The organism is Bradyrhizobium sp. WSM1417 (assembly GCF_000515415.1).
Classification (GTDB): domain Bacteria; phylum Pseudomonadota; class Alphaproteobacteria; order Rhizobiales; family Xanthobacteraceae; genus Bradyrhizobium.
Genome location: NZ_KI911783.1, coordinates 5,832,732 through 5,852,711 on the forward strand (window position 1 = coordinate 5,832,732; position 19,980 = coordinate 5,852,711).

At 64.4% G+C, this 19,980-nt stretch carries 18 protein-coding genes and 1 tRNA gene; 13 read left to right on the forward strand and 6 right to left on the reverse strand.

Features of this window, described 5'->3' with window-relative positions:
* Nucleotide 1: 1 nt before the first annotated feature.
* Entirely contained in the window at nucleotides 2-430 is a 429-nt protein-coding gene (locus BRA1417_RS0128700) for a hypothetical protein (RefSeq protein WP_027518733.1), read from the reverse strand.
* 189 nt (nucleotides 431-619) lie between these two features.
* On the opposite strand from BRA1417_RS0128700, the gene BRA1417_RS0128705 reads away from it, so the two are divergent.
* From BRA1417_RS0128705 to BRA1417_RS45020, 3 genes are all read left to right on the forward strand, one after another.
* Nucleotides 620-708 (forward strand) — tRNA-Leu (locus BRA1417_RS0128705).
* 159 nt (nucleotides 709-867) lie between these two features.
* Nucleotides 868-2,118 carry a multidrug effflux MFS transporter gene (locus tag BRA1417_RS0128710; protein WP_027518734.1) on the forward strand — a complete coding sequence of 417 codons (1,251 nt, stop codon included), beginning with the start codon at nucleotides 868-870 and terminating at the stop codon, nucleotides 2,116-2,118.
* Between the two features lie 53 nt (nucleotides 2,119-2,171).
* A complete protein-coding gene (locus BRA1417_RS45020) occupies nucleotides 2,172-2,312 on the forward strand; it encodes a hypothetical protein (protein ID WP_198034865.1) in 141 nt (46 codons plus the stop codon).
* A gap of 9 nt (nucleotides 2,313-2,321) precedes the next feature.
* On the opposite strand, the gene BRA1417_RS0128720 is transcribed toward BRA1417_RS45020, so the two are convergent.
* Complete coding sequence (locus BRA1417_RS0128720; protein WP_371260006.1) at nucleotides 2,322-3,953, reverse strand: glycosyltransferase family 39 protein; 1,632 nt, start codon at nucleotides 3,951-3,953, stop codon at nucleotides 2,322-2,324.
* Between the two features lie 207 nt (nucleotides 3,954-4,160).
* Nucleotides 4,161-5,768 carry an ABC transporter substrate-binding protein gene (locus BRA1417_RS0128725; protein WP_027518736.1) on the reverse strand — a complete coding sequence of 536 codons (1,608 nt, stop codon included), beginning with the start codon at nucleotides 5,766-5,768 and terminating at the stop codon, nucleotides 4,161-4,163.
* Nucleotides 5,769-6,047: 279 nt separating this feature from the next.
* Between BRA1417_RS0128725 and BRA1417_RS0128730 the strand changes: the two genes are divergently transcribed.
* The 8 genes from BRA1417_RS0128730 (at nucleotide 6,048) to BRA1417_RS0128765 (ending at nucleotide 16,253) form a co-directional block, all read left to right on the forward strand.
* Nucleotides 6,048-7,178, forward strand: a complete 1,131-nt coding sequence (locus BRA1417_RS0128730) for a M20/M25/M40 family metallo-hydrolase (protein WP_027518737.1) — start codon at nucleotides 6,048-6,050, stop codon at nucleotides 7,176-7,178.
* A gap of 168 nt (nucleotides 7,179-7,346) precedes the next feature.
* Entirely contained in the window at nucleotides 7,347-8,288 is a 942-nt protein-coding gene (locus BRA1417_RS0128735) for an ABC transporter permease (RefSeq protein WP_007602533.1), read from the forward strand.
* A gap of 20 nt (nucleotides 8,289-8,308) precedes the next feature.
* Nucleotides 8,309-9,196: an ABC transporter permease gene (locus BRA1417_RS0128740; RefSeq protein WP_007611875.1), complete on the forward strand. Its 888-nt coding sequence runs from the start codon at nucleotides 8,309-8,311 to the stop codon at nucleotides 9,194-9,196.
* A gap of 14 nt (nucleotides 9,197-9,210) precedes the next feature.
* Nucleotides 9,211-10,860, forward strand: a complete 1,650-nt coding sequence (locus BRA1417_RS0128745; protein WP_027518738.1) for an ABC transporter ATP-binding protein — start codon at nucleotides 9,211-9,213, stop codon at nucleotides 10,858-10,860.
* A 298-nt stretch (nucleotides 10,861-11,158) separates the two neighbouring features.
* Nucleotides 11,159-12,664: a M81 family metallopeptidase gene (locus BRA1417_RS0128750; protein WP_027518739.1), complete on the forward strand. Its 1,506-nt coding sequence runs from the start codon at nucleotides 11,159-11,161 to the stop codon at nucleotides 12,662-12,664.
* A gap of 13 nt (nucleotides 12,665-12,677) precedes the next feature.
* Entirely contained in the window at nucleotides 12,678-13,850 is a 1,173-nt protein-coding gene (locus BRA1417_RS0128755; RefSeq protein WP_027518740.1) for a M20 aminoacylase family protein, read from the forward strand.
* A complete protein-coding gene (locus BRA1417_RS0128760; RefSeq protein WP_027518741.1) occupies nucleotides 13,843-15,264 on the forward strand; it encodes an amidase in 1,422 nt (473 codons plus the stop codon). The genes BRA1417_RS0128755 and BRA1417_RS0128760 overlap by 8 nt, the downstream gene beginning before the upstream one ends.
* A 98-nt stretch (nucleotides 15,265-15,362) precedes the next feature.
* Entirely contained in the window at nucleotides 15,363-16,253 is an 891-nt protein-coding gene (locus tag BRA1417_RS0128765; protein ID WP_027518742.1) for a crotonase/enoyl-CoA hydratase family protein, read from the forward strand.
* Nucleotides 16,254-16,380: 127 nt separating this feature from the next.
* Here the strand turns inward: BRA1417_RS0128765 and BRA1417_RS0128770 are convergent, their stop codons facing one another.
* Both BRA1417_RS0128770 and BRA1417_RS0128775 read right to left on the reverse strand, forming a co-directional pair.
* Nucleotides 16,381-17,358, reverse strand: a complete 978-nt coding sequence (locus tag BRA1417_RS0128770) for an NADPH:quinone oxidoreductase family protein (protein ID WP_027518743.1) — start codon at nucleotides 17,356-17,358, stop codon at nucleotides 16,381-16,383.
* Nucleotides 17,358-17,966 carry a 2-hydroxychromene-2-carboxylate isomerase gene (locus tag BRA1417_RS0128775; RefSeq protein ID WP_027518744.1) on the reverse strand — a complete coding sequence of 203 codons (609 nt, stop codon included), beginning with the start codon at nucleotides 17,964-17,966 and terminating at the stop codon, nucleotides 17,358-17,360. The genes BRA1417_RS0128770 and BRA1417_RS0128775 overlap by 1 nt, the downstream gene beginning before the upstream one ends.
* A 110-nt stretch (nucleotides 17,967-18,076) precedes the next feature.
* On the opposite strand from BRA1417_RS0128775, the gene BRA1417_RS0128780 reads away from it, so the two are divergent.
* Nucleotides 18,077-19,099, forward strand: coding sequence for a methionine synthase (locus tag BRA1417_RS0128780; RefSeq protein WP_027518745.1), 1,023 nt, complete (start codon nucleotides 18,077-18,079; stop codon nucleotides 19,097-19,099).
* A 4-nt stretch (nucleotides 19,100-19,103) separates the two neighbouring features.
* Nucleotides 19,104-19,331, forward strand: coding sequence for a hypothetical protein (locus BRA1417_RS0128785; RefSeq protein ID WP_027518746.1), 228 nt, complete (start codon nucleotides 19,104-19,106; stop codon nucleotides 19,329-19,331).
* On the opposite strand, the gene BRA1417_RS0128790 is transcribed toward BRA1417_RS0128785, so the two are convergent.
* On the reverse strand, nucleotides 19,328-19,945 hold the full coding sequence (locus BRA1417_RS0128790) for a hypothetical protein (protein ID WP_027518747.1): 618 nt from the start codon (nucleotides 19,943-19,945) through the stop codon (nucleotides 19,328-19,330). The genes BRA1417_RS0128785 and BRA1417_RS0128790 overlap by 4 nt on opposite strands.
* Between the last annotated feature and the right edge of the window lie 35 nt (nucleotides 19,946-19,980).

The window sequence follows — 19,980 nt, forward strand, 5'->3', positions numbered from 1 at the left end:
TTCAGCGCACTGCTCTTGTCGATTTCGGGGCAGGCTTGATCGGGCCAGGATCGGCCGCGGGCGCAGCGGCCGGCTTCGCTTCGGGCGGCGTTTCCCGGCACTTGTTGCGGCGCCAAGCGTCCTCGGCCATCTGCGCCAGCCCGCGGACCGCGACGTAGTCGTTACGATAGGCAAGCTCCGACACGACGGCGCCGCCCGCACCGGTCTGCGCCTTGTCCATCAGCCTCTGCAAATCAGCGGTGCGGGTGGCGAGCGACTTGCGCTCGCCTTCGAGCTGCTTGCAATCGTACAATTCGTACCTGGCGGGATCGGCAAAGGCCGGAGCAACCGTCTCGCTCATGCCCGCGCAGCCGGACAGCGCGAAGCCGGCCGCGAGCAGCGTGACCGCCACGCAGCAGGTGCGCCGGGGATATTGGATCAAAGCAGGCATTGGATGAAAGCTGACATGCCGGATGAATAGCCCCCGTGGATTGAGAATGCCTAAAGCAACAACAGATGTCCGGATTGAGGCTTTGCCTTGTGCCGCCGGCTCGCCTAAGGAAGAACCGCCCCTCCGGCCTGCAAACGCCAATTCCAGGCGGCCGGTAAGGGTCTTAAGTGACTGATCTCGTTGGATCAAGCGGGCATGGCGGAATTGGTAGACGCAAGGGACTTAAAATCCCTCGGTGCGCAAGCGCTGTGCCGGTTCGACCCCGGCTGCCCGCACCACGAGAGCTGCGCGGATGATCTCGCCGCGCGCCGCGGCCCCGAGCGCTGATACCTCATCAATCCTGTCGGCTCCTGCTCCGCCTGCCAGCTATCCCGAAACGTCGCTTGTGCAACGCAGCATTGAAGATAGATAAGGGCCTCAAATCAGAGGTGAGCTTCTTGTCCGACGTCAATGCCGACGATTGGGTGTCCTCGGGACACCGGCCGATGGGTTTTCCCGAATTCGTCATCGTGATCGCGTCGATCATGGCGCTGAACCCGCTTGCGATGGACATGATGCTCCCGGCGCTGCCCAATATCGGGTCGGCCTTCAACATCCCCGTCGCCAACCACCTTCAGCTGGTGCTGTCGACCTTCCTGATCGGCTTTGGCGCGGGACAGTTCGTCATGGGCCCGCTATCGGACCGCTTCGGTCGCCGCCCGGTGCTGCTCGGCGGGATGGCGGTCTATGCGGTGGCGAGCGTGCTGGCGATTGCCGCGCCGTCGTTCGAGACGCTGCTGCTGGCGCGCGCACTGCAGGGCTTCGGCACCTCGGCGACGCGCGTGATCGCGACCTCGATCGTGCGCGACTGTTACGTCGGCCGCCGCATGGCGAGCGTGATGTCGCTTGCGATGATGATCTTCATCGCCGTCCCCGTGATCGCGCCCTCGTTCGGACAGGCGGTGCTGCTGGTGACGGCGTGGCGCGGCATCTTCGTCGTGCTGATGCTCTACGGTCTGCTCGCGCTTGCATGGTCCGTGCTGCGGCTTCCGGAGACCTTGCCTGAGAGCGAACGCAGGTCGCTTGCGCCGGCCGACGTGCTCAGGGCCTACTGGCACACCGTGACCCATCGCCAAACCCTCGGCTACGCGCTCGCAGCCGGTAGCGTCATGGGTGCGCTGTTCGCCTACGTATTTTCGGCCCAGCAAGTATTTGTCGGCATCTATCACCTCGGCCATTATTTTCCGCTCGCCTTCGCCGCGATCGCGGCCGGCACCGCCATTGCCGGCTTCCTCAATGCGAGATTCGTCGGGACCCTCGGCATGCGCGTGATCTCGCACGGCGCGCTGACGCTCTACACCGCGGTGGCCGGTGTGATGCTGCTGACCGAAAGCCTGGGCGCCTTGCCGCTTCCCCTGTTCATGGTGCTCTCGGCGCTGATGATGTTCTCTTTCGGCATGATGGTCGCCAACTTCACCGCACTCGCCATGGAGCCGCAGGGCCACATCGCCGGCACCGCGTCCTCGCTCTACGGCTCGATCACGACGCTGATCGGCATCGCCGTCGGCATGGCGATAGGACAAAGCTTCGACGGCACGTTGCTGCCGTTCTCGGTCGGCTTCTTCGTGTCTTCGCTCGCTGCGCTCGCGATCGTGCTGGTGGTGGAGAGGGGACGGCTGTTCAAGCCGCATCATCGCGCCATCGGGTGAGGAACTTCGCGGCGCTCTCGATGTTGTACTGCAACATTTGAAAAGGCGCTTCAATGGAACCGAACAACCGTAAAGACCACGACGCCGCGGAGCGGGCGAAGACGGAACGCACGCCGTCGAGCGCCGAAAAGACCGCCTTCACCGTGCCGTTCGCAAGCGAAGGGCTCGAGCGGGTCCGCGACAGCCACTGCTGAGCAAGACGCCTATTCCGTTGCCCGCCTGCTGGCGCTGAAATCGTCCGCAACGCCCTCGGGTGCCGCGCCGCTTCCATGGGGCGGCACCATCAGCACAACCACTTCCCGCGTGAGACCGGGCCGGCCCCATAGCTGCGCCTGGACGACAAATTCCCGCCTGATGAAGTGCCCGGCACGCCCGGCCACCCGGTCCATCCATCGGTTGCAATCATCCTGGTCGCGGAAACAGAGCGCGGCCCAGCCGAGGTCCAGCGTCGTCTTGCGCGGCAAGCCCCCGGGATATTGATCCTCGAACGGCCGCACGTAGTGCGGATGGTCCGGGCTGTAGAAGGCGGACGCGAAGGCCAGCGAATCGTCGCCGCTGACGGCCGCGAGCGGCTCGCCCGTCAGCTCGCGCCACTCGCGTGTCAATCGGTTCGCCGCCTGCGCGTAGAAATTGCGCCCCTCCTCGTATCCGTGATCGTTGCGATAGACGGCATGGATCGGCGCGGCGACGAGGACGGCCGTGAGCGCGACGCCGGCCACGACCAAGGTGAGGTTGACGGTGTAAAAGCGCTCGATTGGATAATTTGTGCCGCAGACCACGAGAATGGCGAACAGAAACACCCCCTGCAAGGCCCAGAGCGACGGCAGATCGGTGCCGATCACGAGCGAGATCAGAACCGGCAGCGCAATCGTGCCGACGGCAACGTAAAAGAGAAGCCGCAGGCCCGGATTCATCGCTGCGAAATCGTCCGGAAACTGCTTCAGTCGCGCGCCGGCGATCAACATCCAGACGACGGCAGACACGCTGATGGCCGCCAACAGCCCCAGAAGGAAGTTCCAGGCCTCAAACAGCGAGCTCACCGCAGTGCCGTTGGCATGGTTCAGCGCGTAGGTGAAGGTCGGCGCCCCCGTCGTGGCGAGCCAATGGACATGCGGTGACAGCGCCGCAAGCCCGACGACGGCCGAGATCCAGGGCGAGGCGGAGCTGAAATAGGCGCCTCGTGCCGGATGCGCCAGCGCGGCAAACGTGAAGCTCGCGACAAGGAAGATCGAATAATATTTGCCGGCCATGGCCAGCGCCGTCGTGAATCCCACGGCGATCGCCCACGACACCGCTCGGGTCTCGAATGCGCGCAGGAAGCACCACGTCGCCAGTGGCCAGACGGCCAGCAGCACCGCGTTGGCGTTGAAGCGCTGGGCATGGAATTGATAGGCCGGCGTCAGCATCAGGAGCAACAGCACCAGGACGCGCTTGTGCCCCGTCACGAATTGCCGCGCGATCCGGTCGACGAAGACCAGCGCAAGCCCGGCATTGGCCATCGCCATCAATTGCAGCGACCAGTCGGTGAGCGGAAAAATGGCGCTCCAGCTCGCGGCAACCCAGCCGGTCAATGGCGGATGCTTGGGATAGCCCCACGCGAAATGCCGCCCCAGCGTCCAGGCCTCCAGCGTATCGGGGTGCAGACCGCCGCCGGCATAGGCGACCGCCAGATAAAGTGTCCAGATCGCGACGAAGCAGGCGATGAGAAGCGGCACGGCCCAGCCCGTCTCGACGCCATCGAGCCAACGCAGGAATGGCAGGCGCCATCGCGCCGGCGTGCGATCGGACCGTTCGGCCATCGCCTGGAATGCAAAATCGATCGGCACTGGAATCAAATGGAGGAAGGAAGATGATGCGCAAGGACGGCACATCTAGTTCAGTACGGAAACAAATAGCAATGATTGGAAACTGGAAAAGTTTGAATTCACCGCCTTCTCAGCCGGCGCAAGGTCGACAAACGACCAAGATCGACAAACGACAACGGCGCCGCTGATGACAGCGGCGCCGCATGATGATCCGGACGAAAGGGAAGAGCCTTCGCCCTACTCCGACTTGTCGACGTTCCAGAACAGCGGGGTCGCGGGACCGTCGAGCACGCCGGTCAGCGATTTGCGCCAGCCGCTCGGCAGGAGATACTGCCCCAGCGGGATGTAAATCACCTGCTCATAGGCTTCCTTCTGGATGTCAGCAGCGATCTTCTTCTGATCGTCGAGCGAGGCGGCGCGAACGAAGTCGTCCTTGAGCTTTTCGATCTTGGCGTTCTCGGCCCAGCCGAACCAGCCCTTCTTGCCCTGGCCGCCGATCGAGAGATTGGCGATCGGGTTGGAGACGTCGGCCGCGACCCAGTTGGTGAAGAACATGTTCCAGCCGCCCTCCTTCGGAGGCTTCTGGCTGGCGCGGCGGCTCACCACCGTCTGCCAATCGGTCGCTTGCAGGTCGACTTTGAAGCCGGCCTCGCGCAGCAACTGAGCTGCAACGATCGGCTGCGCCTTCAGCGTCGTGACATCGCCGGGGGCCATGATCACGATCGGGGTGCCGTCATAGCCGGATTCGGCGAGCGCCTTCTTGGCTTCGGCCATGCCGTTGCCCTTCACCAGGGTCTCGGCACCGGCCTCGGTCGCGAACGGCGTATCGCACACGAAGAAGGCGCCACAGACCTTCTGATATTTGGCGTTGCCGACGAGCGCGTCGAGAACGTCCTTCTGGTTTATCGCCAGAAAGGCAGCACGGCGCACTTTGACATTATCGAACGGCGGATAAAGGAAGTTCATCCGGCCGAGCGTCTGGAAACCGAACTTGTTCGAGACCTCGATCGTGATCTCCTTGTTCGCTTCCAGCAACGGGAGCATGTCGTAAGGCAGGTTTTCCACGAAGTCGATGTCGCCCGACTGCAAGGCGTTCACCGCGGTCTGCGAGTCCGGCATGGTGATCCACTCGACGCGGTCGACCTTCACCACCTTGCCGCCGGAGGTCCAGCTCGACGGCTCCTTGCGCGGCACGTAGTCGGTGTTCTTGACGTAGACCGCCTTCACGCCCGGCTGGAATTCCGACTGCACGAACTTGAAAGGACCCGAGCCGATCTGCTCGGGGATCTGCTTGTCCGGCGGCGTCTCGGCGAGGCGCTTCGGCATCATGAAAGCAACGCGGGAGGACGGCTTGCCGATCGAGTCGAGCACGAGGCCGTAGGGCTCCTTCAGCTTCAGCGTGATGGTCTTGGCATCAGTCGCCTCGATGCTGGCGGTGAAGTCGAGCAGCTTCTGGCCCATGCCGTCGACTGCGGCCCAGCGCTTGAGCGAGGCAACGCAGTCCTCCGCCGTCACCGGCGCACCGTCATGCCACTTCAGGCCGTCGCGCAGCGTGAACGTGTAGGTGAGCTTGTCGTCCGAGATCTTCCAGTCCGCCATCTGCGGCTGGATCTTGAAGGTCGAATCGGGCGCCACGAGCGTGTCGTAGATCATGTAGCCATGGTCACGCGTGATGTAGGCCGTGGTGAAGATCGGATCGATAATGCGCAGATCCGAATGCATCACCGCCGTGATGGTCTTGCCGGCCGCAAGCACCGGCGAGGCCAGTGCAGTCGAAAGCGCGACGACCGACAGCGCAAGTTTGGAGGCGAACGCGCGAGGCCCCCGGCGCATCAACTTAAACATCAAAAGTTCTCCTGACGTGAAACTGTTCAAAGGCAGGTTATTGATTGAGCATCCGGTTCGTTCTTTAGGCGAACTAACCTCATGCAATGCCTTTATCTTTTCGAGACTTGCAGACAGTGCCGAGCGCGTCAATCCGGTTTCGCTGCAAGCCCAAGCGGCGCGCGCACGGGCTCCACAAGGATCGGTTTGGCTCTACAACGCTCTCCGCCTGTCCTGCCCCGCGCCGATGCAATGCGCGTTCCATGTTCCAAGCCCAAGAGACATTGGAGAGACATTGAGATGAATCCAGCCAATCTTCCCTTCGATTCCGAAGCGATGCTCCAGGGCCTGCGCGGCTGGGTGGAATGCGAAAGCCCGACCTGGGACGCGAGCGCCGTGAACCGCATGCTCGATATCGCAGCGCGGGAGATGGCGATCATGGGTGCGACGATCGAGCGCATCGCCGGTCGCCAGGGCTTTGGCGGCGTGATCCGCGCACGCTTTCCGCATCCGAAGCAAGGCGAGCCGGGCATCCTGATCGCCGGACACATGGATACCGTCCACCCCACGGGCACCATCGAGAAGCTGAAATGGCGCCGCGACGGCAGCAAGTGCTACGGACCCGGCATCTACGACATGAAGGGCGGCAATTATCTTTCGCTGGAAGCGATCCGCCAACTGGCCCGCGCCTCGTTCACGACGCCGCTGCCGATCACCGTGCTGTTCACGCCCGACGAGGAAGTCGGCACACCCTCCACGCGCGATATCATCGAGGCGGAAGCCGCGCGCAACAAATACGTGCTGGTGCCCGAGCCCGGCCGCGCCGACAACGGCGTCACCACCGGACGTTACGCCATCGCGCGGTTCAATCTCGAGGCGACCGGCCGACCCAGCCACGCCGGCGCGACCTTGTCGGCGGGCCGCTCGGCGATTCGCGAGATGGCGCGGCAAATCCTCGCCATCGACGCCATGACCAGCGACGACTGCACCTTCTCGGTCGGCGTCGTGCATGGCGGCCAATGGGTCAATTGCGTTGCCACGACCGCAACCGGCGAGGCGCTCTCCATGGCCAAGCGCCAGGCCGACCTCGATCGCGGCGTCGAGAGGATGCTGGCGCTCTCCGGTACAACCAATGATGTCGCCTTCAAGGTGACGCGCGGCGTGACACGTCCGGTCTGGGAGCCCGATGCCGGCACCATGGCGCTGTATGAAAAGGCGCGCGGGATCGCCAAGTCGCTCGGCGCAGAACTGCCGCATGCGAGCGCCGGCGGCGGCTCCGATGGCAATTTCACCGGCGCAATGGGCATCCCGACTCTCGACGGCCTGGGCGTGCGGGGCGGCAACGGCCACACGCTCGAAGAGTATATCGAGGTCGAAAGTCTGGTCGAACGCGGCCGGCTGATGGCGGGGCTGCTCGCAACTCTGGAGTAACGGCGCGAGCCACGTCACCAAAACCGGGCCAGGTCACCAAAACAAGGTGACCGCACTGCAAAAACCGTGGCCCGGATGGCATGGGAATTGCTGAAATGTTAGGCTGGTGGCAGAACGCAGCCCTTCAGCCGCTGTCTCTGATTTGACTCTAATCTGACGGGATCCAACTTGCTCGGATATCTCCTTCGCCGAATTCTCGCCGCCGTGCCCGTGATGGGCGTGGTGGCGCTGTTCGTCTTCCTCCTGCTCCGCCTCACCCCGGGCGATCCCGCCGCGATTCTTGCCGGCGACAACGCTACGCCGGAGCGGCTCGAGCGCATCCGGACCTCGCTCGGCCTCAACGAGCCGCTGATCGTGCAGTTCATCACCTGGCTGAACAAGCTGCTGCATGGCGATCTTGGAACGTCACTCATCTCCAACCTTCCGGTGATGAAGATGATCGGCCAGCGGGTCGAGCCGTCGATCTCGATCGCACTGTCGACCATCATCCTCGCCGTCATCGTCGCTGTTCCCCTGGGCGTGATCGCGGCCTGGAAGCACGGCACCTGGATCGACCGCTTCGTGATGGGCCTGTCCGTGCTCGGCTTCTCGGTGCCGGTGTTCGTGGTCGGCTACATCCTGATCGAGGTCTTCGCGATCGACCTGCGCTGGGTGCCGGTACAGGGCTTCCGCAGCATCTCGAACGGTTTTGGGCCGTTCTTCGAGCGCATCATCCTGCCCACCTGCGCGCTGTCCTTTATCTACATCGCGTTGATCGCGCGCATGACGCGCGCGGCGATGCTCGACGTGCTCGGCGAGGACTACGTCCGCACCGCGCGCGCAAAAGGCATCAACGAAGTCGCCGTGATGATGCGCCATGCGCTACGCAACGCCGCCGTGCCCGTGATCACAGTGATCGGGACCGGCTTTGCACTTTTGATCTCCGGGGTCGTCGTCACCGAGAGCGTGTTCAACATCCCCGGCATCGGCCGCCTCACGGTGGATGCGGTGCTGGCGCGGGACTATCCGGTGATCCAGGCGATGATCTTGCTGACGTCGTTGATCTATGTCGTCGTCAATCTCCTGATCGACGTCGCCTACACGCTGCTCGATCCCCGGATCCGGTACTAGGGCTAAGGATAACAACAAGAATGTCGGTCGATACCCTTCCCCAGTCCTCCATCCCGATCACGTCGCCGCTGCGGCCACGCTTCGGATTCCTGACATCGACGCCGATCATCGCGGCAGCGACCATCTGCCTCGCGTTGGTTGTGCTGATCTCGATCCTGGCGCCGTTGATCGCGCCGTATGATCCGATCCAGCTTGCGCCCTCGCAGCGGCTGAAGCCCTCTTCAGCGCAATTCCTGCTCGGCACCGACGCCTATGGCCGCGACCTGCTGTCGCGCGTCATGTATGGCGGACGCATTTCGCTTCTGATCGGCATCGGCTCGGCGATCATGTCGATCGTCATTGGTTTGGCGATCGGCCTCGTCTCCGGCTTCTTCAAGCTGGTCGATTCGGTCATGATGCGGATCATGGACGGACTGATGGCAATGCCGAGCATCCTGCTGGCAATCGCCGTAGTGTCGCTGTCCGGCGCCAGCCTCTGGACCGTGCTGATCGCGATCACGATCCCCGAAGTTCCGCGCGTGGCACGCCTGGTGCGCTCGGTCGTGCTATCGGCGCGCGAAGAGCCCTATGTTGAAGCGGCGATCTCGGTCGGCACATCCCTGCCAAAGATCATGTGGCGGCATTTGATGCCGAACACGATCGCACCGCTGATCGTGCAGGGCAGTTATGTCTGCGCATCCGCGATCCTCACCGAGGCCATCCTGTCCTTCCTCGGCGCCGGCATCTCGCCGGAAACGCCGACCTGGGGCAACATCATGGCCGAGGGTCGCCAGTACTTCCAGCTCAAGCCGACGCTGATCTTCTGGCCGGGCCTGCTGCTCTCGATCGCGATCCTCAGCATCAATTTGATCGGCGACGCCGCCCGCGACGCACTCGATCCGCGCATGAAGCAGCGGGAAGGCAAATGATGACCGATCAAGTGATGACCAGCCCGATCCTCGACATCAACAACCTCGTCGTCTCCGTCGGCAAGAAGCCGAATGCTGCAAACATCATCGACGGCATCTCGATCCAGGTGCACGAGCGCGAGACGCTGTGCCTCGTCGGCGAAAGCGGCTCGGGCAAGTCGGTGACCTCGCTGACCACGATGGGCCTGCTGCCGAAGGGCACGCTGATTCCCACCGGCGGCAGCGTCAAGCTGGTCGGCGAGGAGATTCTCACCGCGACCGACCGCCGCCTGCGGCAGCTCCGCGCGACCCGGATGGCGATGATCTTCCAGGAGCCGATGACCGCGCTCAATCCGGTGATGCCGGTCGGCCGCCAGATCGACGAGGTTCTCCGCGCGCACACCAAACTCGATGCGAAGGCGCGCAAGAAGCGTATCCTCGACATGATGGAGCAGGTGCGCCTGCCCCAGGTCGAGCGTATCTTTGCCTCCTACCCTCACCGCCTCTCCGGCGGTCAGCGCCAGCGCATCATGATCGCGATGGCACTCGTGCTCGAACCGAAGCTGCTCATCGCCGACGAGCCGACCACCGCGCTCGACGTCACGACGCAGAAGCAGATTTTGACCCTGATCCGCGACCTCCAGCGCGATCACGGAACCGCCGTGCTGTTCATCACCCACGACATGGGCGTGGTCGCCGAAATCGCTGACCGCGTCGCGGTGATGCGGCAGGGCCGACTGGTCGAGACCGGAACGCTGGATTCCATCCTGCGCAATCCGACCATGGAGTACACCCGCAACCTGCTCTCGGCAGTGCCGAGCCTGGTGCCGCGCGCGGCGCGGCCTGAGACCAAGGAACCGGTGGTGCTGGAAGCCAACGAGCTCGGCAAGGTCTACCGCGAGCGCGCGTTCTTCGGGAAAGGCCGCGAAGTCGTCGCCGCCGATAAGGTCACGCTGACGCTGCGCAAGGGCCGCACGCTCGGCATCGTCGGCGAGAGCGGCTCAGGCAAATCGACCGTGGCGCGCTGCATCGTCCGCCTGATCGACCCGACCTCCGGCGGCGTCCGCCTTTCCGGCCGCGAGATCTCGGACATCTCGCGGCGGCTGTTGCAGCCGCATCGCAAGAAGATCCAGATCGTATTCCAGGACCCCTACCGCTCGCTCAACCCGCGCGTCACTGTCGGCGAAAGCATCGCGGAAGGTCCGATCAATTACGGCGTGTCGCATGCCGACGCAATGAAGCGTGCGCGCGAATTGCTGGAGCTGGTCGGCCTGCCCGCCGATGCGGTCGCGCGCTATCCGCACCAATTCTCCGGCGGCCAGCGTCAGCGCATTGCGATCGCCCGCGCGCTCGCGCTCGATCCCGACGTGCTGGTCGCGGACGAGGCGGTCTCCGCCCTCGACGTCTCCGTGCAGGCGCAGGTGCTGGAACTGTTCGACGAGATCCAGAAGCGGCTCGGCATCGCCATCCTGTTCATCACGCACGATCTGCGCGTCGCCGCTCAGATCTGCGACGAGGTCGTGGTGATGCAACACGGCCGCGTCGTCGAGCAGGGCCCGGCCGCCGAAGTGCTGACGCATCCGAAGGAAGCCTACACCAGAGCCTTGCTCGAGGCAGCGCCAGGCCGCGGCTGGGATTTTGCGAACTTCCGGCCGGTGTCGGAGGGCGTGGCGGCCACGGCATAGCAGCATGCTCCGGCGTCGTCCCGGCGAAGGCCGGGACCCATACCGCGTGATCTATCCATCGCGTGTGGCGCTTATCCCAAACATCCAATCTTCGCCAAACTGCTCCCTGGGGTTATGGGTCCCGGCCTTCGCCGGGACGACCCCGAGAACTTGGTGGCGTCTTTGGCTCCAACTAACACCCCATCCGCAGCATTCCCAAAACGGCTTGACGCCATGCATGGCGCGATTGCTTCCCGGCTTGCTCTCGCCGCAAGCACAGGGCTAACGTCGCGCACTTTCAATTGCTGGACTTGAGTTGATGACACGTATCGCCGTCGGTGGCTTCCTGCACGAGACCAACACCTTCGCTCCGACGAAGGCGACCTTCGCGGACTTCCAGCACGGCGGCGGCTGGCCGGCGATGACGCAAGGTCCCGACGTACTGAAGGTGATGCGCCGCATCAATGTCGGCCTCGCCGGGTTCGTCGACAGCGCCCAGGCCAACGGCTGGGAACTCATTCCAACGATTGCCTGCGGCGCGAGCCCTTCGGCGCATGTCACCAAAGACGCCTTCGAGCGCATCGTGAAGGTCATGGTCGATGGCATTGCTGCCGCCGGCCCGATCGACGCCGTCTATCTCGATCTGCACGGCGCGATGGTCACGGAACATCTCGACGACGGCGAAGGCGAGATTCTCGCGCGCGTGCGCCGCGTCATCGGCAAGGATATTCCGCTGGTCACCAGCCTCGATCTCCACGCCAACGTCACGCCCGAGATGATGGAGCATGCGGACGCGCTGATCGCCTACCGCACCTATCCCCATGTCGACATGGCCGAGACCGGCCGCGCCTCCGCGCGACACCTCGCATTGCTTCTGAAGACAAAGCAGCGTTTCGCAAAGGCCTTCCGGCAATTGCCGTTCCTGATTCCGATCAGCTGGCAGTGCACCAACGACCAGCCCACCAAGGGCATCTACGAAAAGCTTGCCGCGCTGGAGAGCGACGTGGTCCCGACCCTGTCCTTCGCGCCCGGCTTCCCCGCCGCCGATTTCCGCGATTGCGGGCCGAGCGTGTTCGCCTATGGCAAGACGCAAGCCGATGCCGACAGCGCGGCGGATGCGATCGTGAGGCTGATCGAAGGCCACGAGGACGATTTCGACGGCAAGATCTGGTCACCCGATGACGGCGTGCGCCACGCGATGGAACTCTCGAAGGGCGCCAGCAGGCCGATCATCATCGCCGACACCCAGGACAATCCCGGCGCCGGCGGCGATTCCGATACCACGGGCATGTTGCGCGCGCTGGTCCGCAACAAGGCCAGCGCCGCGACCGGCGCGATCTACGATCCGGAATCGGCCAAGGCCGCGCATGCAGCCGGCGCCGGCGCCACCGTGACGCTGTCGCTCGGCGGCAAGTCCGGCATTCCCGGTGACGAGCCCTATCGTGAGACCTTCGTGGTCGAAAAACTCTCCGACGGCCGCTTCATCGCGCCCGGGCCCTACTATGGCGGCCGCGAGATGGAGATGGGCCCGTCCGCCTGCCTTCGGATCGGCGACGTCCGAATCGTCGTGAGCTCGCACAAGGCCCAGCTCGCCGACCAGGCCATGTACCGCTATGTCGGCATCGAGCCGACCGAACAAAAGATTTTGGTCAACAAGAGCTCGGTGCACTTCCGCGCCGATTTCGAGCCGATCGCGGAAAAGCTGATGATCTGCGCCGCACCCGGCGCGATGCCCGCGGACACAGCCACGCTGCCATGGACGCGCCTGCGGCCGGGCATCCGCATCAAGCCGAACGGCCCCGTTTTCACTCCCTCCTCACGCTAACTGGACAGAACACATGCCCACGATCGATCGCATCGACGGCTATGCCGACGAACTCACCGCTATCAGGCGCGACCTTCATGCCCATCCGGAAATCGGCTTCGAGGAAGTGCGCACCTCCGGCATCGTCGCGGACAAGCTGAAGAGCTGGGGCATCGAGGTGCATCGCGGTCTCGGCGGCACCGGCGTGATCGGCGTCATCAAAGGCAAGGGTTCGAGCGGCAAGCGTATCGGGCTTCGCGCCGACATGGACGCGCTGCCGATGGAGGAGAACACCAATCTGAAATGGAGCTCGAAGATCCCGGGCCGCTTCCACGGCTGTGGCCATGACGGCCACACCACCATGCTGCTCGGCACCGCGCGCTACCTCGCCGAAACCAAGAATTTCGACGGCACAGTGCACCTGATCTTCCAGCCGGCCGAGGAAGGCCTCGGCGGCGCCCGCGCGATGATCAAGGACGGACTGTTCGAGAAGTTTCCCTGCGACGAGCTCTACGGCCTGCACAACGCGCCCGACCTGAACCATGGCGAGATCGCGATCCTGCCCGGCCCCGCGATGGCCAGTGCCGACTTCTTCGACCTCCGCATCACCGGCTACGGCGCGCATGGCGCGATGCCGGAGCGCTCCAAGGACGCGGTGATCATCGCGACCACGCTGGCGCAGGCGATCCAGACCATCGTCAGCCGCAACGTCGAGCCGCTGCAGGCCGCAGTCGTCTCGATCACGCAGATCCATGCCGGCTCCGCCTACAACGTCATCCCCGGCGAAGCGCATCTCTGCGGCACCATCCGCACCTTCTCGAAAGAAGTCCGCACCCTGATCAGCGAACGCATTCGCACGATCTGCGCCGGCATCGCGAGCGCCTATCAGTGCGTGATCGACGTCGATATCCGCGACACCTTCGATGTGCTGGTCAACCAAGTCGAGCAGTCCAAGGTGGTCGAGGAGGTCGCGCGCACCATCGTCGACCCCGCCAACGTGATAACCCGCGCCCAGCCGAAGATGGGCAGCGAGGATTTTGCCGACATGCTGCAAACCATTCCCGGCGCCTATTTCTGGGTCGGCCACGACGGCTCCGTGCCCGTGCACAATCCCGGCTTCGTGCTCGACGACAAGATTCTGCCGATCGGTGCCAGCATGTTCGCCCGGATCATCGAGACCCGGATGCCGGTGGGTGCCCATGCATAAAAAGGGTGTCGAAGAGGAAGTCACCTCGCTGCACGATCTCTCCGCGGTCGACCTGATCGCGGGCTATCGCGCCAAGCAGTTCTCGCCGAGCGAGGTGCTGGAAGACGTGCTCGCGCACGTCGCCGCGTGGGAGCCGCACCTCAAGGCGCTTTATGCATTCGATCCCGACGGCGCGCGCGAGACCGCGAAGGCTTCGACCGCGCGCTGGTCCGGGGGCGAGCCCTCCGGCGCGCTCGACGGCGTGCCGGTGACGGTGAAGGACAACATCGCGACCAAGGGCGTGCCGGTGCCGCTGGGCGCGGCCAGCGTCAAGCTCGTGCCGGCGGAGAAGGACGCACCACCCGCCGCGCGCCTGCGCGAAGCCGGTGCGATCATCTTCGCCAAGACCACCATGCCCGACTACGGCATGCTGTCCTCGGGGCTGTCCTCTTTCCATGCGCTCGCGCGCAATCCCTGGGACCTCTCCAAGAACCCCGGCGGCTCGAGCGCCGGCGCGGGCGCCGCGGCCGCGGCCGGCTATGGTCCGCTGCATCTCGGCACCGATATCGGCGGCTCGGTCCGCCTGCCCGCCGGCTGGTGCGGCCTCGTCGGATTGAAGCCGAGCTTTGGCCGCGTGCCGATCGATCCCGCCTATGTCGGCCGCGTCGCCGGTCCCATGACCCGCACCGTCGACGATTGCGCGCTGATGATGAGCGCGATCGCGAAACCCGACCGGCGCGACGGCACGAGCCTGCCCGCGGAGCCCCTCAACTGGAAGGGGCTGGAGAAATCCGTGCGCAAACTCCGCATCGGCTTGATGCTCGATCCCGGCGTTGGCCTCGCGCTGGAGAAAACGGTGCGCGAGGTCGCGGTGAAGGCGGCGAAAGCGTTCGAATCCGCAGGCGCCGTCGTCACCGAAGTCGACGGCATCCTCACGCGCGAGATGCTCGACGGCCTCGACAACTTTTGGCGCGCGCGGATGTGGGATGATCTGTCGAAGCTGACGCCCGCCGAACAGGCCAAGGTGCTCCCCTACATTTTCAAGTGGGGCGAGTCCGGCGCGAAGCTCTCGGGCGTCGACGTCATCCGCGGCTTCAACCAGACCATGGCAATCCGCGCGGCGGCATCAAAGCTGTTCTGCGAGCTCGACTATGTGATCTCGCCGACCGCGCCGAACGTGAATTATCCGGCGGAGTGGGCCTCGCCGACCAACGATCCCATGAAGCCGTTTGAGCACATCGCCTATACCGTCCCGTGGAATATGTCGGAGAATCCGGCGGTCTCCATCAACGGCGGCTTCGACGCCAAGGGTTTTCCCATCGGCGTGCAGATCGTCGGCCGCCGCTTCGACGATATCGGCGTGCTTGGCATGGCCAAGGCTTTTGAGAGCCTGCGCGGGCCACAGAGACCTTGGCCGAGCCCGCCGGCGAAGTAGAGCCTGGCCACCAAACGCCCAGTCCGCGCAAGACGGACGCTGGCGTCCATGCATGACGTCTCTTCGAGACAGAATTCAGGACAGGGAAGGAAACCACCATGGCGTATGAGACGATCAAATACGAGGTCGCCGAGCAGATCCTGACCATCACGCTGAACCGGCCCGACAAGCTCAACGCCTTCAACGCGCAGATGCAAGGAGAGCTGATCGACGCGTTCGACGCCGCCGACAAGGACGACGACGTCCGCGCCATCATCGTCACAGGCGCCGGCCGCGGTTTTTGCGCGGGCGCAGACCTGTCGTCGGGCGCCGACACCTTTGATCGCGACGCACGGCGCGGGCCCGTAAAACGCTTCGCCGACGGAAAGGCCGATTACAGCGATTCCCAGGTGCGCGACGGCGGTGGCCAGGTGACCCTGCGCATCTTCAAATGCCTCAAGCCTGTGATCGCTGCGGTCAACGGTCCCGCGGTCGGCATCGGCGTCACCATGCAGCTCGCGATGGACATCCGCATCGCCTCCGATGCCGCGCGCTTCGGCTTCGTGTTCTCCCAGCGCGGCATCGTGCCGGAGGCCGCCTCGAGCTGGTTCCTGCCGCGCATCGTCGGCATCTCGCAGGCGCTGGAGTGGTGCTATTCGGGCCGCGTCTTCCCGGCGCAGGAAGCCCTCGCCGGACGCCTCGTCAGCAAGGTCGTAGCTCCTGATGATCTGCTGCCGACCGCCCGCGCGCTCGCCAAGGAATTCGCGGCGAAGACGGCGCCGGTGTCGGTGGCACTGATCCGCCAGATGATGTGGCGCATGATGGGCGCCGACGATCCGATGGAGGCCCACAAGGTCGACAGCCGCGGCATCTACGCCCGCGGCCGTTCGGACGATGTGAAGGAAGGCGTGGTGTCGTTCCTGGAAAAGCGCCCCGCGCAGTTCAAGAACAAGGTGTCGAGCGACATGCCGGATTATTTCCCGTGGTGGACGGAGCGGGAGTACAAGTGACGGGAATGGGATCTTCTTGCTCCGCTGTCATCACCCGCGAAGGCGGGTGATCCAAGTATCCACCGGCGGACATTATCGCGATCGCTGGCGATTACTGGATGCCCCGCCTGCGCGGGGCATGACAGCCTTAGTCCATCAACAACGCCACGCGCCCGATCGCCTTGCGGTCGAGCAACAGCCGCATCGCCTTCGCAACGTCCTCCAGCGGCAGGCGGTGCGAGACGTTGGGGCGCAACTTGCCCTCCTCGGCCCATTGGACCAGCGCCTTCAGGCGCACCTCGCCGAGTGCGGGATTTTTCCGTACCGCTTCGCCCGCTCGCACGCCGAGCACGCTGGCGCCCTTGATCAGCAGGAGATTGGTTTTCGCCGAGCCGATGCCGCCGGTGAAGCCGATCACCAGCAGCCGCGCACCCCAGGCGATGCAACGCATCGAGCTCTCGAACACTTCGCCGCCAACGGGATCGAACACGACGTCGGCACCGCGACCGTCGGTGATCCGTTTGACAGCATCACGAAACGGCTCGCGGTCGTAGCGCACGAGATGATCGGCGCCCCGCGCCTTGGCGATCGCGAGCTTTTCGTCGCTGGACGCCGTCGCGATCACGGTCGCACCCAGCATCTTGCCGATCTCCACGGCAGCAAGGCCCACGCCCCCGCCGGCGCCATGCACCAGCAGCACCTCGCCCGGCGCAACCCGGCCGCGGTCGATCAGCGCGTGATAGGCGGTGCCGTGCCCGGCGAGATAGGTCGCGGCTTCCGCATAGTCGAACGTCGACGGCATCGGCGTGAGCTGCGACGGCATCACCACTGCTTCATCCGTGAAGGCACCGTGCCGCATCTTGACGATGACCTTGTCGCCGACGGCGACGCCGCTCGCCCCTGCGCCGACCTCGGTCACGTAGCCGGCCGCCTCCACGCCCGGCGTGAACGGCAGCTCCGGCTTGAGCTGGTATTCGCCAGCCGCCATCAGCACGTCGGGAAAATTCAAGCCGGCGGCAAGGATCGCGACGCGCACTTCGCCCGGCTTCAGGTCGCGCGACGGAAACTCTTCGAGCTGCAATTTTTCGGGCGCGCCGAGCGCGCGGCAGACGACAGCCCGCACCATCAGGCCGCGCTCGCCTTGCCGCGCAGCAGCGCCTCGCGGATCAACGGCAGGCGGTCGTTGCCGAAATACATGTCGGTCTTGCCGACAAAGATCGTCGGCGAGCCAAAGCCGCCGCGGGCGACGACCTCTTCGGTGTTGGCCTTGAGCTGGTCCTTGATCCCCTGCCCCGAAATGCCGGCGAAGAATTTCTGCTCGTCGACGCCGACCTTCCTGCAGATCTCGGCGAGCACCGCGTCCTGCGAGATGTCCTTGTCCTCGCCCCAATAGGTCTCGAACACCGCCGTGGCGAAAGGCACGGATTCCTGCCCGAGCCAGATGCAGCCGCGCATCGCTTTGACGCTGTTGACCGGAAATACCGTCGGCGGCATCTTGATCGCCAGACCGGCCGAGCGCGACCAGTCGGCGAGGTCCTTTTTCATGTAGCGCGCCTTCAGCGGCACCGGTGTCTCACGCTGCGCATAGACACTTGGGTTGACCGTATTGAAGATGCCGCCCACCAGGATCGGCCGCCAGATGATCTCCGCGCCAACCTCCCTGGCCAGCGGCTGGATGTTGTGGAAGGCGAGATAGGTCCAGGGGCTGGAACAGTCGAAGAAGAATTCGATCATGGCGTTTCCGGTCCGGCGCCGCCGGTTTCAAGGCGACTTTTGTTGTTCTGTACCTCGACGTTAAGACATGGCAGGAAGGGGCGCAATCATAACCCGCCGAGAGGGCCGCCATGCTGTTTCCAACCACGATCGCCGGCTCCTTGCCGAAACCGGAATGGCTCGCCGAACCCAACATGCTCTGGGCGCCCTGGAAGTCGCAAGGCGACGAGCTCGTCCGCGCCAAGCGCGATGCGACGATGCTTGCCGTCAAAGTCCAGGAGGATGCCGGCATCGACATCGTCACCGAGGGCGAGCAGGCCCGGCAACATTTCGTCCACGGTTTTCTGGAGAAGATCGAGGGCATCGATTTCGCCCACAAGGTCGAGATGGGCATCCGCAAGGATCGCTACAAGGCGATGGTGCCGCAGGTCGTCGCCCCGCTCCGGCTGAAGAGCCGCGTCCACGCCGACGAGGCGCGCGTCGCCCGCGCGCACACGAGGAAGAAGCTGAAATTCACCCTGCCCGGCCCGATGACGATCATCGACACCATTGCCGATCGCTACTATGGCGATCGCGTCAAGATGGCCTTTGCATTCGCCGAACTCCTCAACGAGGAAGCCAAGGCGCTCCAGGCCGACGGCGTCGATCTCGTGCAGTTCGACGAACCCGCGTTCAACGTCTACATGGACGAGGTCAACGATTGGGGCATCAAGGCGCTGGAGCGCGCCGCGCAGGGCCTGACCTGCGCCACCGCCGTGCATATCTGCTACGGCTACGGTATCAAGGCCAACACCGACTGGAAGGAAACGCTCGGCACGCAATGGCGGCAGTACGAGCAGATCTTTCCCGCGATCGACGCCAGCCCGATTCAGCAGGTCGCGATCGAGTGCCGCAACTCGAAAGTCCCGCTTGACCTGCTTGCCCTGCTCAAGACCAAGATCGTGCAGGCCGGCGTAATCGACGTCGCCAGCGACACGGTCGAGACCGCCGAGGATGTCGTGCAGGTCATCGACGCGGTGTCGAAATTCGTACCCAAGAGCAACATCATCGCCACCACCAATTGCGGCATGGCGCCGATGCGGCGCGATATCGCCGAAGCCAAGCTGATGGCGCTCGGCGCCGGTGCCGCGCTGGCACGCGAGAAGCTGGGTTAAGGATGTGATCCGACTGGCGTTCACCATCGCAGCGCTTGCAGCGTTGGCGCTGTCGGCGCGCGCAGAGGATCGTTCCGTACTTCTCAATTGCAAAGCAATCGTGGAGCGTACGTCGAAGGATGCGAATGTTGCGAGCGAAGCCGAGCTGACGCGCTGCCGCCAAGTGATCCGCGAATGGGCGTTACGGGATGCGCGGACGACAGTGGATGAAAACGGTAAGCCGCTGCGCTAGCTGCGCGCGGTCGGATGCAGCACAGGCTGATATCCAGCGATGATCGCGCGCAGCGTGGAAGGCGGCGTCAGCAACAACGGATCATCGAGGGCGCTCGGATGCGCGGCGTAGCCCGCAAATGACCACAGCAGCGCCTTGCCCTGCGCGATGAGGAAGCAGTCATCGCCCTGTTGCACCATCGCGCCGTCTGGCAATTCCGCGAGCGGCCTCGGCAGCGCATGCAGCCGTTTCTTGCCACGATCGAGCCGTTCCCGATGCAATACGGCATCCATCGCCTTGGCGCTGATGCCGCTGGCGCCGTTGCCCGTCTCCCATGCAACGCGAAAGCGTTTGGCATCGTCGCGGCGGCAGAAGAAGCAGGGACGGTGGCCTGCGGCAAAGGCGGTGGCCTCGTCGAGGAAGAACAGCTCGGTCCAGCTCCGCCGCGCCATCACCGGCCGCCGCCAGCCCCGGAATTCACACAGACAAACGATCCAGGCCGGCGACGACCAGCGCTTCTTCAGTAGCGTCTTGGTCGCGGGATCGTGGATGATGCCGCGATTGCCGGTGAACAGGCCGCGGTGCGGCGTCGCGATGATCTCGCCAGTCGGCGTGACGCGATTTTGCAGGGGCATGGTCGCCTCCGCCCGTCATTGCGAGGAGCGAAGCG